Origin of the sequence: Polaribacter sp. SA4-12, from assembly GCF_002163675.1 — a bacterium.
GTDB lineage: Bacteria > Bacteroidota > Bacteroidia > Flavobacteriales > Flavobacteriaceae > Polaribacter.
Map to the genome: position 1 here is coordinate 1,231,169 of NZ_CP019334.1, position 16,852 is coordinate 1,248,020.

The window sequence follows — 16,852 nt, forward strand, 5'->3', positions numbered from 1 at the left end:
AAAAAAAGGAAGCTAAATAGCTTCCTTTTTTTTTATGAATAATATAAATTATTAAGAATACATTTTGTCTCTTAATTCTTTAATTTTTGGATCTGATAAATAATCATCAAAAGAAGTATGTCTATCAATTACTCCTTTTGGTGTTAACTCAATTACTCTGTTAGCAACCGTTTGTGCAAACTCATGATCATGAGTCGTAAACAAAACAGTTCCTGTAAAGTTAATTAATGAGTTATTTAATGCTTGTATCGATTCTAAATCTAAGTGATTTGTTGGCTCATCTAAAATTAAGATATTCGCTCTTTTCATCATCATTCTAGATAACATACAACGTACTTTTTCTCCTCCAGAAAGTACATTACTTTTCTTTAAAGCTTCTTCTCCAGAGAAAATCATTTTTCCTAAAAACCCTCTTAAGAAAACTTCTTCACGTTCTTCTTCAGTTTGTGCGTATTGTCTTAACCAATCAACTAAATTTAATTCTCCGTCTTGGAAAAAAGAAGAGTTATCTAAAGGTAAGTAAGACTGTGTTGTTGTAACTCCCCAATCAAATTTACCAGAATCAGCTTTTTCATTACCGGTAATAATTTGATAAAAAGCAGTAACTGCTCTAGAGTTTTTAGAGATTACAGCAATTTTATCTCCTTTATTTAAATTGATATGCACTTTATCAAATAATTTTTCTCCTTCAAATTCTTTTGATAATTCTTCTACATTTAAAATTTGATCACCAGCTTCTCTATCGCTTTTATAAATAATAGCAGGATAACGTCTACTTGATGGTCTAATTTCATCAACATTTAATTTCTCGATCATTTTCTTACGAGAAGTTGCTTGCTTTGATTTTGCCATATTTGCAGAAAAACGACGGATAAATTCTTCTAATTCCTTCTTTTTCTCTTCTGCTTTTTTATTCTGTTGTGCTCTCTGTCTTGTTGCTAACTGACTAGATTCATACCAAAAAGTATAATTACCAGAATAATGGTTTATTTTACTATAATCAATATCAGAAATATGTGTACAAACTGCATCTAAAAAGTGTCTATCATGCGAAACCACAATTACACAGTTGTCAAAGTTTGCAATAAAGTTTTCTAACCAAGCAATTGTTTCAAAATCTAAATCATTGGTAGGCTCATCCATTATTAAAACATCAGGGTTTCCAAAAAGTGCTTGTGCAATTAATACACGTACTTTTTGTTTACCATCTAAATCTTTCATTAATGTATAATGTAAATCTTCAGAGATCCCTAAGTTAGATAACATTGCTGCTGCATCAGAATCTGCATTCCAACCATTCATTTCTTCAAAAATTATTTGAAGCTCACCAATCTTTTCTGCGTTTTCATCAGTATAATCAGCATATAAATCATCTATTTGCTTTTTAATTTTAAACAGCTCTGTGTTACCCATAACCACTGTTTCTAAAACCGGAAATTCATCAAAAGCATAATGATCTTGCGTTAAAACAGACATTCTTTTTCCTTTCTCTAAATGAACCTGACCAGAAGTTGGTTCTTGAACACCAGAAATAATCTTTAAGAAAGTGGATTTTCCTGCTCCATTTGCGCCAATAATTCCATAACAATTTCCTGATTGAAATTTGGTATTTACATCATCGAACAAAATTCGTTTTCCGAATTGTACAGATAAGTTAGAAACTGATAACATACTCTATTTTTTTAAAATTTCTGCAAAAGTACAAATTTGATTTATCTTTCCCCCTTGATATTCAATGCATTTTAATAAATATTATTTCCTTTTTTTATGCCTTTTTTAAGAACTTTTTTAACAATGAATTAACAACAAGAGCTCACATGAATCCCTAAATTTGTAATAAAAGTAATGATTCCCAAAATGTATGCTTAAATATTTATTTTATTTTATTATATTATTTGCAGTTACAACCTTTGTAAGCTGCGATGCTACTTCTAAAAGTACAGCTACTTATTTTGGAGGTAAAATTATAAATCCAAAATCTAATTTTGTTGTTTTATATTCTATGGATAAAGTCATAGATACCATGTATTTAGGAAAAGACAATAAGTTTATAGGAAAACTAAATAATGCCAATGAAGGTTTGTATTATTTTAAGCATGGTGATGAAAACCAATACATCTATTTAGAACCACAAGACAGTTTAATGTTACGTTTAAATACCTGGGATTTTGATGAATCAATCGTTTTTGCAGGAAAAGGAGCTGAAAGAAATAATATTTTAATTGATTGTTTTTTAGAAGAAGAAAAAGACAATAAAATGTTTTATCTGTTAAATAAATTAGAACCTAATGAGTTTCATGTAAAAATAGATTCTCTAATTTCCTTAAAAAAACAAACCTATCAAGAATATATTTTAAATCATCCAGATGAAACGGATGGCTTTAATCATGTTTTAAAAGTAGCACTCACCTTCCCCATTTATGCAAGGGTAGAAAGGTACCCTATAGCACATGTAAAATATAGTAATAAAACAGATTTTCATAACGTTGATCCTTCTTTCTACAATCATAGAAAAATGGTTAGCACAAGTAATGATTCTCTAATGTATTACCCACCTTATTCTATATATGTTAGAAACTTCTTGTACAACACAACGTATTCTTTAGGTCATAAACCAATGACCAATGAATATTCATCAGATTTTACAATAGATTTATTAAAAACGATAGATAATAACATAAAATCTGAAGCTTCAAAAAATGCTTTTCTAAAACAAACTGTTATTGGGCATTTCTTTAAAAAATCTAGTTGTGCTGCCAATAAAGATGCTTTTAATGCGTATTTTGATACTAGCACAAGTAAAAAAGATAAAGACCATGTAAGACAACTTTTATTAGACAGTAAAGCGTTGCATAAAGGTCAGAAAATAACAGACTTTATTATTAATGACTTAAACAACGGAATTCACTCTATAAAAGATCTTACTAAAAATAAGGATTCTTTTTTATTCTTTTGGAATCCAGAATATGTAAGTCCTACTTATATAGCCTCTAGAATAAATTATTTATCACAAAAATTTCCAGACATTCAGTTTCTTCAAATAAAAATTGATGGAAATAGTACTGATAGAATTCATAAATTAGATATTAAAACCCAGTTTTTTATCACCCCAAAAAGTGAGGCTAATAATTTCTTAACTAGTAAGATGCCTAGATCTATATTGATCAATAAAAAAGGAATTATAACAAATGGTTTTGCTTCTATTACTTCTAAAAAACTATCTTCAGAATTAAAAAATTTAAGTAAATAACATTTACTCACCATACTTTAGAATAATACTGTATATTTGCAGGATTTTTAATTTGAGTCTAACTCATTAAAAATCAAGTCCAATTTATAATCGGGTTTGCAGGTGGGCGTTCTGTGAATCTACAAAAAAACACAGTATGTCAACATTTTTAGAATTAGGTTTAAAAGAACCTATCAACAAAGCATTAACAGATTTAGGATATGAAAAGCCAACTGTTATTCAAGAAAAAGCAATTCCTCAAATTATCTCTTCAACAGACGATTTAAAAGCATTTGCACAAACAGGTACAGGTAAAACTGCTGCTTTTAGTTTACCAATATTAGAACTTTTAGATGATAATAGTGGTAATGTACAAGCAATTATTTTATCGCCAACTAGAGAACTTGCAGTTCAAATTGGTAATAACATTAAAGACTTTTGTAAATATTTACCTAAAATTAAGGTAACTACAGTTTATGGAGGTTCTAGTATGGAAGACCAAATTAGATCTTTAAAAAAAGGATCTCAAATTGTTGTTGGAACTCCTGGTAGAACAGTAGATTTAATTAAAAGAAGAGCTTTAAAATTAGGAAACGTTCAATGGTTAGTCTTAGATGAAGCTGATGAAATGTTAAACATGGGTTTTAAAGACGAATTAGATAAAGTCTTAGAAGCAACTCCAGATACTAAACAAACATTATTGTTTTCAGCAACTTTTCCTAGAGAAGTAGAGTCTATTGCTAGAAACTATATGACCAACCCAATAGAAATTACTTCTGGTCAAAAAAATGCAGGTTCAGAAAATGTAAGTCATGAGTATTATTCTGTAACAGAAAGAACTCGTTACCCAGCATTAAAAAGAATCGCAGATTTAAATCCTGATATTTATGCAATTATCTTTTGTAGAACTCGTAGAGAGACTCAAGAAGTTGCAGATAACTTAATTAAGGATGGTTACAGTGCAGATTCTTTACATGGAGATTTATCTCAACAACAGAGAGATTCTGTAATGGGTAAATTTAGAAAGAAAACAATTCAAATATTAGTAGCTACAGATGTTGCTGCTCGTGGATTAGATGTTACTGAATTAACACACGTTATAAACCATAAATTACCAGATCAAATAGAAAACTACACACACAGAAGTGGTAGAACTGGTAGAGCTGGTAACAAAGGTATCTCTATAGTTTTAGCGAATGGAAAAGAGAAAGGTAAATTACGCCAGATCGAAAAAATCATTCAAAAGAAATTTGTAGAAGGTAAAGTTCCTTCTGGAAAAGAAATCGTTAAAAATCAATTAATGAATTTAATTGATAAAGTTCATAATACTGAAATAAACGAATCTGAAATGGAGGAGTTTTTACCAAGTATTTACGAAAAACTAGAAGACTTAGATAGAGAAGATATCATCAAAAAGTTTGTTTCTTTAGAATTTAATACGATGTTAAAGTATTATGAAAACTCTAAAGATTTAAACGATTTATCTTCTAGAGAAAACTCTAGAGCTAGAACGGTTAATGAAAACATGACTCGTTTCTTTATCAATATTGGTAGAAAAGACAATTTAAATCCTGGTAAGTTAATTGGTTTAATTAACGAACAGAATATTGGTGATAAAGTAGAAATTGGATCTATTGATATTTTAGATACTTTTTCTTTCTTTGAACTAGATAAAGATTACGAAGACAAAACATTAGAAGCTTTTGCAAGCAACCAACCTGATTTTGACGGACGCTCAGTAAACATTGAGATTACGAAGAAAGAACGTTCTGGTGGCGGTGGCGGCCGAAGAGGTGGCGGTGGTGGTAGAAAACCATTTGGTAAAAAAGAAGGTGGTGGATTTGGAAGACGTAGAGAAGGCGGTTCTTCTTCTCCAAGAGGCGGAGATTCTTCTAGTAGAGGAAGATCTGACAGACGTCCTTCTTCTGATAGACCTGATAGAGCAGACAGAAGTTCTGGTGGTGGTTCTGGAGAAAGAAGATCATCTGGTGGTTTCGGAAGAAAACGTAGAGAAAGTTAGAAAACTTAAGTACAAAATATATAAACCTCATCATTTTAAAATGATGAGGTTTTTTTATGGCCATTTATTAGATAAATGTGATAAATTTCTTAAAAATGTAAGTAGCATGATTGGCTACTAGAAAGAATAATTTAAAGAAATTTCATCTATTAAATATTCAAAAATCTGCTTTCAGTTGCCATAAGATTTTCTTTCAAATACAATGTGCATTCTTCAGAATTAGCTACTACCTATTTTTTCTATCTGATTAATTACCTGGCGCAAAAGGAAACTTTAAACTCTTATAATAGTCTAAGGTTTTAGTTGGTTTTTCTACATCTTTAGGTAAAGGCATTTTAGAAAATTGTTGAAAATAAAGAAGACACGCATCACGCCACCATTTGGCTTCTTTAAATTGAATGTTTAACAACATATTTATTTCCTTAAAACGTTGCGCATCTACATAAGTCTCCATTCTTTGCCAAGTATCAACCATATGTGCCACTTGATCTACTCCTTCTTGATATTTTAAGGCCATTCCATTCCAAAGAGTCTTTCCATTTTTAAGTTTATAATTCCATGAAACATGATGAAACCATAGTAAATATTCTTCCGGACAAGTTGCAAGGTCATTATACATTTCTGCAACTTCTAAAGCATATTGTGAGGTAGCATTACTACCAGAAGGTGTTCTATCGAAACCAAAAGCATCTGCTTTGTGATAATAAACAGGATTCCATTCTGGTCTAGAAAGATTAGCAACCCAAGGTCCAGGTCCATAATGATGACCTGTAGCCATGATATGATGTAATCCTAGAGGTGTCATATAATTTACAACAGCTTCTCTAGAGTCTAACATCATTTTCTGAATAGGTTTTACAAAGTTATCATCATTAGAAAAAGTTGATTTTAACCATTCATCAGCAATCTCTTTGGCTTTTAAATTGGGATTCCAAGCTAGTCTTCCAAATCCATACCAATTGGCTTGTAAAAAAACATTACCTGTCCAGTTTCTATCACTTCCAATATTACTTACTCCTGCCATTCCTGTAAGTTTTTTATCATAAAGAGATCCATCAATATCTTTAGCAACTTTTGCTCCCTCCCCTTTTCTATAGGTGTCAGATTTTAAAACTTCTTCGTATAGTTTTGGAAGAAATATTTTAACAGGTTATCATCATTTTGTTGATATAATTACTGAACCATATACATCATAAAAAACTCATTACCTAATAATTACAGCTAAAAAAAAAAAAAAACACTTTTACATGTAAAAAAACATGTTTTATTTTCTGCTACTATTTTATTAAAATAGTCTAATGATGTACAAGGTGTGATTTGTTTTTTAATCGTTCTTAACCATGAGATTCCTCGTCGCAAACTAGCTCGGAATGACAGTAAATATGAAATCTACCAAAATGTCATTTCGAAATGAGTGACCATAGGAGCGATTGAGAAATCTCAGTGATTTTAGTTCTTAATAATGAGTATACTGATGTTAAAAAATTCTAATTATTATGACATTTTTCTTCAACAACTAAAAACACTTTTAAACGAATTTATAATGAATCATGTAGCGGTTTAGAGTTATAAAAAAAGTCTTAAAATAGTTCTTAGAAATTCTTTTCCATAAAAAAACTGAATGTGAGAAATTCATATTCAGTTTTTAAAAAGCACTCACAAACTAGCTTTTAAACAGTTTGCTCCTTTTTATTTTGAACAACTTTTTCAATTAAATCTGGTATTTTTTCAAATGCTGCCGCCAACCCGTGAGTTTTTCCAGCTTCAACAAAAGAAATTTGATCACCCTTTGTAACTAAAAAACCAATAGGTTCTATACCAACTCCAGCGCCTGCTCCTATACCTTGCCCTTTTCCTTTTGTTTTTGGATCTGTTCCTTCTCCTCCACCAGAACCAAATCCCATACCTACTTTAATAACAGGTACACATTTAAATTCTCCTAAATCAAACTGCTCACCTATTACAGTATTGGTGTTTGCTTCAGATTTCATAAAATCTGTAATTTTTTCTAATAATTCTTCGAAATGTAATTCCATAATATTTTATTTTTAATGGTTTATAAATAATTTTATAATATCGTATGGTCGATTTTCTATTTCTAAAGTCAACGCATTTATATTTTGAAAATTGATGTTTGCATTCCCTTTTGTATAAAAATTTAAAAATGCAACTACTGGATACAACTTGGCATTTAAAATACAATCTCCAGTATCTAATTGTAACCGAAACTGTTTTATGGTAAAGGTTTGTAATAGCTTCAAAACCTTCCTAAAAGCAACTTTATTAGGTTTCTTTTTTGCCTTTTCTTTTACAACTACTCCCTTTTTTTTTATCGGTTTACTTTTAAAGGGATACACATAAAAGGTAAAAAAAATAACGCGAAGCTTTATTCGCAAGACATCTTCTTTATGAGGTTCTATACTAACTTTAGTAAGGCCTTTTATTTCTGCATAATATTGTTGTGTACTTGTATCTATAAAAAGTTGCATTGGCATAAATAATAGGTACAATACAAGGGCAAAAAAAAGAAGTAAAACAACCGTTAAAAACATCATTTTATTTTTACATAAAAGAACACATAAAAACCACATAACACAATGACTCACATCAGGTTAAATAAAAATTTATAAACTTTTTGTAAAAGGTATTTGTAGGAATACCAATCTGATGATAATTAAAGTCATTTCGAAGCTTTTAGCTAAAACAATCTGTCTATCGTTGCCCATACTCTTCATAAGATTGCCACGTCCATAGCTACACTAGTTACTTTCAATCAAAATGCATTTTGCTTTCAAGTAGCCTCGAAATGACAGTAAATATGAAATCCACCAAAATGTCATTTCGAAATGAGTGACCATAGGAACGATTGAGAAATCTCTTTGATTCTAGTTTCTTAATAACGAGATTCCTCGTCGTAAACTCGCTCGGAATGACAGTTCGCTTCATGAGATTGCTTCGTAAACTCGCAATGACAGGATAATGTAATTACAAGAGCACAAAAAAAACCTCACATTGCTGTGAGGTTTTAAAAAAATATTTTATCAAATTGAATTACATCATTGAAGCTGCAACCTTTTTGTAAGTACCGTTTTCTAACAATTCTCTAATTGCAGAAAAAGCAGTAATTGTTTCATCTATATCTTCTTGTGTATGTGTGGTAGTTGGTATCAATCTTAAAATGATTAATCCTTTAGGTATTACAGGATACACTACAATAGAACAAAAGATTCCGTGGTTTTCACGTAAATCATTTACCATTGCCATTGCTTCTGGAATATCTCCTTTTAAAAACACCGGTGTAATACATGTTTGTGTTGTTCCTAAATCGAAACCAGCAGTACGTAAACCAGATTGTAAAGCATTTGTGTTTCTCCACAAAGTTTCTTTTAATTCTGGCATTGTACGCAACATATCTAAACGTTTTAATGCTCCTTTTACCATTGCCATTGGCAACGACTTTGCAAACATTTGAGAACGCATGTTGTATTGTAAATACTGTATTACTTCTTTATTACCTGCAAAGAAAGCTCCAATACCTGCCATAGATTTTGCAAACGTTGCAAAATAAACATCTATTTCGTCTTGTACCCCTTGCTCTACTCCTGTTCCTTTTCCGTCTTTTCCAAGCGTTCCAAATCCATGAGCATCATCTACTAAAAGTCTAAAGTTATATTCTTTTTTAAAAGCTACAATTTCTTTTAAACGACCTTGCTCTCCACGCATTCCAAAAACTCCTTCAGAAATTACTAAAATTCCTCCTCCAGTTTTTTCTGCCATTCTTTGAGCACGCTTAATGTTTTTCTCAAAGCTCTCCATGTCATTATGCTTGTACACAAAACGTTTACCAGCATGCAGACGAACACCGTCTATAATACATGCATGCGTATCCATATCGTACACAATAATATCATTTTTAGTAACCAAAGCATCAATTGCAGATACCATTCCTTGATATCCGAAATTCACTAAATAAGCAGCATCTTTTTCAACAAACTCTGCACATTCTTTCTCTAGTTGTTCATGAAACGCTGTATGACCAGACATCATTCTAGCACCCATTGGGTATGCCATACCATGTTCTGAAGCCGCAGCACCATCTACTTTTAAAACTTCTGGATGATTTGCTAAACCTAAATAATCATTGATACTCCAAGTAACTACTTTTTTACCATTAAAAGACATTCTATTAGAAATAGGTCCTTCTAGTTTAGGAAAAACATAATAGCCTTCAGCTTGTTTTGCCCATTTACCTAAAGGTCCTTTATCAGCTTCTATTCTTTCAAATAAATCTATCGCCATGTTCTCTTTTTTTTGTTTTTCTTCGAACTGCAAAGTAACCGCTTTTTTTGCAGTTTATCAAATTGTGAACGATTGAATTCTACTTATAAGAAATCGTTTTCTTTCATCCATTCATCGCTATAAATTTTATTCATATAACGAGACCCATGATCTGGGAAAATTAAGACGACAAAACTATCTTCTGTAAACATATTTTTCGCAGCATATTGTTTGGCAGCTTGCATTACAGCGCCACTTGTATAGCCAGGAAACATCCCTTCTTTTTTAACAATATTTCTTGCTTCTAAGGCAGCATCTTTATCAGATACTTTTTCATAGATATCAATAACATCAAAATCGGTAGCTGTAGGAATTAAGTTTTTACCCAATCCTTCAATTTTATAAGGACTTACCTCATTTAAATCGAGCTCTTTGGTTTCATGATATTTTTTTAACACAGAACCAATCGCATCTACTCCTAAAACTTTAACGTTTGGGTTTTGCTCTTTTAAGTATTTCCCTGTACCAGAAATAGTACCTCCTGTACCACTTGCCACAACTAAATGCGTAATTTCACCAGCTGTTTGTTCCCAAATTTCAGGGCCTGTAGTTCTATAATGTGCTTCTATATTAAGCTCATTAAAATACTGATTGATGTAAACTGAGTTTTTTGTTTTTCTGTGGATAGTTTTCGCAACTTCGTAATAAGATCTAGGATCTTCTGGCGGCACGTTTGCAGGACATACATGCACCTCTGCCCCCATTGATTTTAGTAAATCTATTTTATCTCTGGAAGATTTATCGCTCACTGCTAAAATACATTTGTATCCTTTAACAATACTAATCATAGCCAAACTAAAACCTGTATTACCAGAAGTAGTTTCTACAATAGTAGCTCCTTTTTTAAGAATGCCTTTTTTTTCTGCATCCTCTACAATATGTATAGCAATTCTATCTTTTGATGAATGTCCTGGATTAAAAGCTTCAAACTTTGCGTAATAATTACCCGGTAGATTTTTAGTAATCTGATGGAGTTTTATTAGCGGAGTTTCACCTACTAAATCTAATATTGAATTTGTAATTCCGTTATTTCTAGTCATTCTAAAACGATTCTCAAAGTAAATGTCATTACAAGTAAACGATACTAAAATGGCTGTTATTAATATAAAAAACGCCTTCGTTACGCTTGCAATGACACTTATTTTTTCTTTGATTTCAAACGCAAAAGTACGTTTAATACTTAAATATGTAAACTGTTTTTAAGACTTAATTTTTACAGCGCCTATTTTATCCTCTAAAGCTAAAAAGAAGGTGTACATTTTAGCGGTTTCTTTTAAGGCATCAAAACGACCAGAAGCGCCTCCATGGCCAGCATCCATATTGGTATCTAGCATCAATAAATTAGTATCCGTTTTTAAGTCACGTAGTTTGGCAACCCATTTTGCAGGCTCCCAATATTGTACTTGTGAATCATGAAAACCAGTAGTTACCAAAATATTCGGGTAGTCTTTAGGTACCACTTGATCATAAGGTGAATACGATTTTATATAATCGTAATATTCCTTGTCATTTGGGTTTCCCCATTCGTCATATTCACCTGTTGTTAAAGGAATACTATCATCTAACATGGTAGAAACAACATCAACAAAAGGTACAGAAGCTATAATTCCGTTATACAATTCTGGGTTCATATTTACAATTGCGCCCATTAACAAACCTCCTGCAGAACCACCCATTGCATATAAATGTTTTGGTGATGTGTAGTTGTTATCAATTAAATATTGAGAACAATCTACAAAGTCGTTAAAGGTATTTTTCTTGTGCAACATTTTACCATCATCATACCATTCTCTACCTAAATACTCGCTTCCACGAATATGTGCTAAAGCATATACAAAACCTCTGTCTAACAAACTTAAACGTGTGGTAGAAAAACTATCTGGTATGGTATATCCGTAAGAACCATACGCATATTGTAATACAGGTGTGTTACTAGTAAGCTCTGTATCTTTATGGTACACCAAAGAAATTGCTACTTTTTTGCCGTCTCTAGTTGTTGCCCAAACACGTTTTCCTATATAATTTTCTTTATCAAATTTACCTCCTAAAACCTCTTGCTCTTTTTTAACCTCTTTTGATTGATCGTTCATATTAAAATCGATCACCGAACTTGGTGTAGTAAAAGAATTGTAGGAATAACGAATAATATCGGTATCAAAATCTGGGTTTGCATATACGCCTACCGAATAGGTTTCTTCGTTAAAAGGCAAATAATAATCCTCTTTATTGTCCCAACGTTTTATTCTTATTTTATTTAAACCATTAGTTCGTTCTTCTAATACTAAATAGTCTTTAAAAATCGAAAAATCTTCTAATAAGGTATCCTCTCTATGGGGTATTACATCTACCCAATTTTCTTTACTTGTTTTAGCAATTGGCGTTTTCATCAACTTAAAATTGATGGCATTGTCTTTATTGGTTAACAAGTAAAAATGCTCTCCAAAATGTGATACATTGTATTCTAAATCTCTTTCTCTTGGCTGAATCATTGTAAATTCGCCCGTTGGAGTATCAGCATCTAAATATTGAGATTCTGTAGAAATCGTATTGTAAGAACCGATGATAATATATTTATCTGATTTAGATTTTGTTACATAGGTACCAAAGGTATCGTCTTTTTCATGATACACTTCTACATCTTCAGAGGTTGGTGTACCTAAAACATGTCTATACACACTAGAACTACGTAAAGTTACAGGATCTTTTTTGGTATAAAAAATAGTTTTATTATCATTTGCCCAAACAGAACCACCTGATGTATTGTCTATAATATCTTTATAAATTTCGCCAGTTTCAAGGTTTTTAATTCGTAAAAAATACTGTCTTCTACTTACAGTATCTGTTGCAAAAACCACGAGTTTATTATCATTAGAAATATTTAATCCTCCTAATTGATAGTAATCGAAATCTTTTGCCATTTCGTTTACATCAAAAAGCACTTCTTCTTTTGCTTCTAAGTTTTCTTTTTTACGGCTATATATAGGATATTGATTCCCAATCTTATAGCTTGTAATATAAAAATAACCATTGTCTTTATAAGGCACAGAAGAATCATCTTCTTTAATTCTACCTTTCATTTCCTCGAACAATTCTCCTTCAAATGGTTTGGTTAGCTTTGTAACCTCTTCATAATAAGCATTCTCTTCTTCTAAATAGCTAACTACTTTTTGAGCATGCGCATCCTTTTCTGCTGCATTTTTTTGTTCATCAGACAAACGCATCCAAAAATAATCATCTACTCTTACATCTCCGTGTTTCTCTAATTTTGTAGCTTCTTTAATTGCTACAGGAATTTTTGCATCCGTACTTTTCATGGTCTCATTTTTACAAGCGGTTGCAAATGTAAGACTTAAACAAAGAAAAGAATAACTATTTTTCTCATTTTTAGGTGATTTCAATTCCTTATAAAGCACTAAATTTGTAGTAAATTATAAAATACAAAAAACTATGTTTGGAGACTTATCTGGAATGATGGACAGCATTAAAGATGCGCAGAAAAGAGTAGAAGAAACAAAAACTAGATTAAACTCGGTTTTGGTTGATGAAGTTGCTGCTGATGGAAAACTAAAAATAACACTAACTGCAAATAGAGAAATTAAAGCGATTTCTATTGATAACGCACTACTTTCTGATGCTGAAGAATTAGAAGACTACTTAATTCTTGCTTTAAATAAAGCGATAGAAAAAGCAACAAAAATTAATGAAGCAGAAATGGCTGTTGCTGCTAAAAGCGGTATGCCAAACATACCAGGAATGGACATGTTTAAATAACGCGCATGTTTTTACTAACAGACGATTTTTTATTACCTTGTTTAAACAAATCGCTCTTTGGAGTCGATTGTTTAGGTTGTGGAATTCAAAGAGCTTTTATGCTTTTAATTCGTGGTGAATTTTTGCTTGCATATAAAATGTATCCTGCAATTTACACCTTGCTATTATTTGGTTTTTTTTTATTGATCAATAGAAAATTGAAACTGAAAAACAGCCGCAAAATAATAGTAACATTCGCTATTATAAACGTCTTAATAATTATTGTTAGTTATTACATTAAAATGAAACCAATATTTACTATTTAATAAAAAAAGAAAATGGAAAGACAAGAATTACCAAACGGAAAAACGGCATTAGTACTCGGAATTTTATCATTAGTAACCTGTATTTGTTACGGAGTTATTGGATTGCCTTTAGGAATAATCGCAGTTGTTCTAGGTAACAAAGCAACGAAAGAGTTTAATGAGAATCCTGAAAATTATAATAGCGTAGGAAATGCTTCTACTGGAAAAATAATGGGAATTATAGGAATTATTATAAACACCATTTTCATTTTAACAATTGTATGGATTTTATACAAAATTGGTTGGGATGCAATTCAAGATCCAGCTCTAATGGAGCAAAGGGTCGATGAAATTTTTGGTCAATAAGTAACAAAAAACAAACATATAAATAGGATACTTCTTTTTAAGATATATCCTATTTTTTTTTAGCAGACACTTTATATTTAACGTTCTATAAACATAGTAACTAATTGCTATAGTGTATTTTTGCAATCGATAAAAAATCAAGGAAAGAAAGATGGAGAATATTGAAAAGAAGAAAAAATCTTTAGGGAAAAAAGTCCTTAAATGGGGAGTTTCAATTGTATTGATTTTAATGATTGCGCTAATTTCTATTCCTTATTTTTTTAAGGATAAAATTGTAGAAATGGTTGCTAAAACCATTAATAATAACATTAATGCGAATGTAACTTTTAAGGACGCAAACCTTAGCCTTTTAAAGAATTTCCCTTTAGTTAGTTTAACTGTAAATGATATCGCTGTTGCCAACAAAGCTCCTTTTGTGGGTGATACTTTATTCAATGCAAAAGAACTGAGTTTAGCAATGAAAATTACGGAGCTTTTTAAAAAATCGGATGAAACAATTGCCATTAAAAGTATTGCTTCTAATGATGGAAATATAAATATCATTTTCAATAAAAAAGGAGATGGAAATTTTGATATTGCCATCGCCAATGAAGAAACGACAACGACTACTTCAGACAGTTCATTCTCTTTAAATATTGAAGATTATGAGTTTGCCAATATCAATTTTAACTACATAGACAGAAGTAACAACACAAAACTAAGTTTAGAGAACATAAACCATACTGGAAAAGGAAATTTTGCAGAAGATATTTTTAATTTAGACACAAAAACTACTGGTTTTTTATCTTTCGATTTAGACAAAACGAATTACATCAGTAAAGTAAAAATTTCTCTAGATGCTGTTCTTGGAATCGATTTAAAAAACAGCAAATACACCTTTAAAGAAAATACGGGTTACATTAATCAATTGCCTTTAGAGTTTGATGGTTTTATTCAATTAGTTGATGAAAATCAATTATATGATCTTCGTTTTAAAACGCCAACTTCTTCTTTTAAAAATGCCTTGGCTTTGTTGCCTAAACAATATGCAGGTAATTTAAACACCATAAAAACGGAAGGAAATTTTGAAGTAAATGGTCTTGTAAAAGGAACTTTGTCTAATAAAACAATTCCTGCTTTTGACATTAACATTTCTTCTAAAAACGCCTTCTTTAAATATGCAGATTTACCAAAAGCTGTTCAGAATATAAACATCGATTCTAAAATAGTAAACAAAACAGGTCTTATTAAAGACACCTATATTGCTATTAATAAACTGAATTTTAAAATTGATGAAGATGTATTTTCTGCAAATGGAAGCGTTAAAAATATTACGACCAATCCAAAAATAGATATCACAGCAAAAGGAACTCTTAATTTAGCGAACATTGGTAAAGTGTATCCTGCGCCTTTAGAAAAAGAATTGGCGGGTATTTTACATGCTGATGTTGCCACCAATTTTGATATGAATTCTGTTGAAAAAGGGAAATATGAAAACATAAAAAACTCAGGAAAAATTACGGTTAGCGATTTTAAATATGAAGGAACAGATGTTGCGAATCCGTTTTTTATCAACAAAACTTCGGTTTCTTTTAATTCAAATACCATAAAGTTAAATGAATTTGAAGCAAAAACAGGTACTTCTGATCTTTCTATAAAAGGAAACCTTGATAATTTTTATGCGTTTATTTTTAAAGATGAAGTCTTAAAAGGAAATTTCAACCTAAATTCTAACAACCTTATTGTGGCAGATTTTATTGCTGCTGATAAAAGCACAAATACCAATAAAGCACCTTCTTCTACGTTAAAAATCCCTGCTTTTTTAGATGTAAAATTTTCAGCAAATGCTAAAAAAGTGGTGTATGATAACATCAACCTTGCTAACGTTTCTGGAGACCTTTATATTCATGATGAAACTGTTGATCTTAAAAACTTAAAAACGGATGTATTTGGTGGAAATATTGGTTTTAATGGAACTGTTTCTACAAAAGGAACGACTTCTAAATTCAACATGGATTTAGATTTAAAACAATTAAATATTAGTGATTCTTTTGGAACTTTAGACATGTTAAAATCGATTGCTCCTATTGCAAAAACAATTGAAGGTAAAATAAATTCTACCATTAAAGTTTCTGGTAATTTGAATGATGATATGACTCCTAATTTAAAAACCATTACTGGTGATTTATTTGGAAAATTATTAAATCCACAATTAAACAGTAGTAACTCTAAAGTACTTTCTTTATTAGGAGATAAGGTTGATTTTATCAGTTTAGATAAATTAAATTTAGATGGAATTAATGCAATACTATCCTTTGAAAACGGACAAGTAAACGTAAAACCGATTCCATTAAAATATAAGGATATTGGTGTATTAGTATCAGGAAACCATAGTTTTGATAATTCGATGAATTATGATATTGTTTTTGATGTTCCTGTAAAATATTTAGGTACAGATGTTACCAATTTAATTGCAAAATTAACGCCTTCAGATGCTGCTTCAGTAAAGAGTATTCCTGTAAAAGGAAGTTTAACCGGTAGTTTTGGAAGTCCTAGTTTTTCATCAAACATGAAAGATGCTACTGCTACTTTAATAAAAGATTTAGTAGAAAAACAAAAAAACAGCTTGATAAACCAAGGAAAAGACAAAATAAAAGATCTTATAGGAATCGGAACAACAAAGAAAGATTCTACCAAACAAGGAGATGCAAAAGATAAAGTTACCGATAAAGTAAAAGATGTTTTAGGTGGATTATTTGGTAAGAAGAAAAAAGATTAAAGTTCTTTAAATCATAAAAAAAGGGAAGCTGAATGCTTCCCTTTTTTATTTTACTTTTATAACAGATAGAAAATAGAGTGCTCTAT

13 protein-coding genes are annotated in these 16,852 nt (G+C 30.8%); 6 read left to right on the plus strand and 7 right to left on the minus strand.

Going from position 1 to position 16,852, the window contains the following annotated elements:
* Positions 1-51 precede the first annotated feature (51 nt).
* Entirely contained in the window at positions 52-1,671 is a 1,620-nt protein-coding gene (locus BTO07_RS05315) for an ABC-F family ATP-binding cassette domain-containing protein (RefSeq protein WP_087520244.1), read from the minus strand.
* A gap of 190 nt (positions 1,672-1,861) precedes the next feature.
* On the opposite strand from BTO07_RS05315, the gene BTO07_RS05320 reads away from it, so the two are divergent.
* Together BTO07_RS05320 and BTO07_RS05325 are read left to right on the plus strand one after the other, a co-directional pair.
* Positions 1,862-3,250, plus strand: a complete 1,389-nt coding sequence (locus BTO07_RS05320) for a TlpA family protein disulfide reductase (protein ID WP_087520245.1) — start codon at positions 1,862-1,864, stop codon at positions 3,248-3,250.
* A gap of 136 nt (positions 3,251-3,386) precedes the next feature.
* Positions 3,387-5,249 carry a DEAD/DEAH box helicase gene (locus BTO07_RS05325; protein WP_087520246.1) on the plus strand — a complete coding sequence of 621 codons (1,863 nt, stop codon included), beginning with the start codon at positions 3,387-3,389 and terminating at the stop codon, positions 5,247-5,249.
* A 247-nt stretch (positions 5,250-5,496) separates the two neighbouring features.
* On the opposite strand, the gene BTO07_RS05330 is transcribed toward BTO07_RS05325, so the two are convergent.
* The 6 genes from BTO07_RS05330 to BTO07_RS05355 form a co-directional block, all read right to left on the minus strand.
* Entirely contained in the window at positions 5,497-6,390 is an 894-nt protein-coding gene (locus BTO07_RS05330) for a hypothetical protein (RefSeq protein ID WP_087520247.1), read from the minus strand.
* 529 nt (positions 6,391-6,919) lie between these two features.
* The gene (locus BTO07_RS05335; RefSeq protein ID WP_087520248.1) at positions 6,920-7,285 is read right to left on the minus strand and encodes a GerW family sporulation protein; all 366 of its coding nucleotides are present in this window, start codon (positions 7,283-7,285) and stop codon (positions 6,920-6,922) included.
* A 12-nt stretch (positions 7,286-7,297) separates the two neighbouring features.
* Positions 7,298-7,801 (minus strand): hypothetical protein, encoded by a 504-nt coding sequence (locus tag BTO07_RS05340; protein ID WP_157663290.1) that lies wholly within the window; start codon positions 7,799-7,801, stop codon positions 7,298-7,300.
* A gap of 499 nt (positions 7,802-8,300) precedes the next feature.
* Positions 8,301-9,548 carry an aminotransferase class I/II-fold pyridoxal phosphate-dependent enzyme gene (locus BTO07_RS05345; protein WP_087520250.1) on the minus strand — a complete coding sequence of 416 codons (1,248 nt, stop codon included), beginning with the start codon at positions 9,546-9,548 and terminating at the stop codon, positions 8,301-8,303.
* Positions 9,549-9,631: 83 nt separating this feature from the next.
* Positions 9,632-10,627: a PLP-dependent cysteine synthase family protein gene (locus BTO07_RS05350; protein ID WP_087520251.1), complete on the minus strand. Its 996-nt coding sequence runs from the start codon at positions 10,625-10,627 to the stop codon at positions 9,632-9,634.
* A 159-nt stretch (positions 10,628-10,786) separates the two neighbouring features.
* The gene (locus BTO07_RS05355) at positions 10,787-12,901 is read right to left on the minus strand and encodes a S9 family peptidase (protein ID WP_087520252.1); all 2,115 of its coding nucleotides are present in this window, start codon (positions 12,899-12,901) and stop codon (positions 10,787-10,789) included.
* A 133-nt stretch (positions 12,902-13,034) separates the two neighbouring features.
* On the opposite strand from BTO07_RS05355, the gene BTO07_RS05360 reads away from it, so the two are divergent.
* The 4 genes from BTO07_RS05360 (at position 13,035) to BTO07_RS05375 (ending at position 16,766) form a co-directional block, all read left to right on the plus strand.
* Positions 13,035-13,358 carry a YbaB/EbfC family nucleoid-associated protein gene (locus tag BTO07_RS05360; RefSeq protein WP_087520253.1) on the plus strand — a complete coding sequence of 108 codons (324 nt, stop codon included), beginning with the start codon at positions 13,035-13,037 and terminating at the stop codon, positions 13,356-13,358.
* Positions 13,359-13,456: 98 nt separating this feature from the next.
* Positions 13,457-13,663 (plus strand): DUF2752 domain-containing protein, encoded by a 207-nt coding sequence (locus BTO07_RS05365; protein ID WP_442956817.1) that lies wholly within the window; start codon positions 13,457-13,459, stop codon positions 13,661-13,663.
* A gap of 12 nt (positions 13,664-13,675) precedes the next feature.
* Complete coding sequence (locus BTO07_RS05370; protein WP_087520255.1) at positions 13,676-14,008, plus strand: CCC motif membrane protein; 333 nt, start codon at positions 13,676-13,678, stop codon at positions 14,006-14,008.
* Positions 14,009-14,159: 151 nt separating this feature from the next.
* Positions 14,160-16,766 (plus strand): AsmA-like C-terminal region-containing protein, encoded by a 2,607-nt coding sequence (locus BTO07_RS05375; RefSeq protein ID WP_087520256.1) that lies wholly within the window; start codon positions 14,160-14,162, stop codon positions 16,764-16,766.
* Positions 16,767-16,852 lie beyond the last annotated feature (86 nt).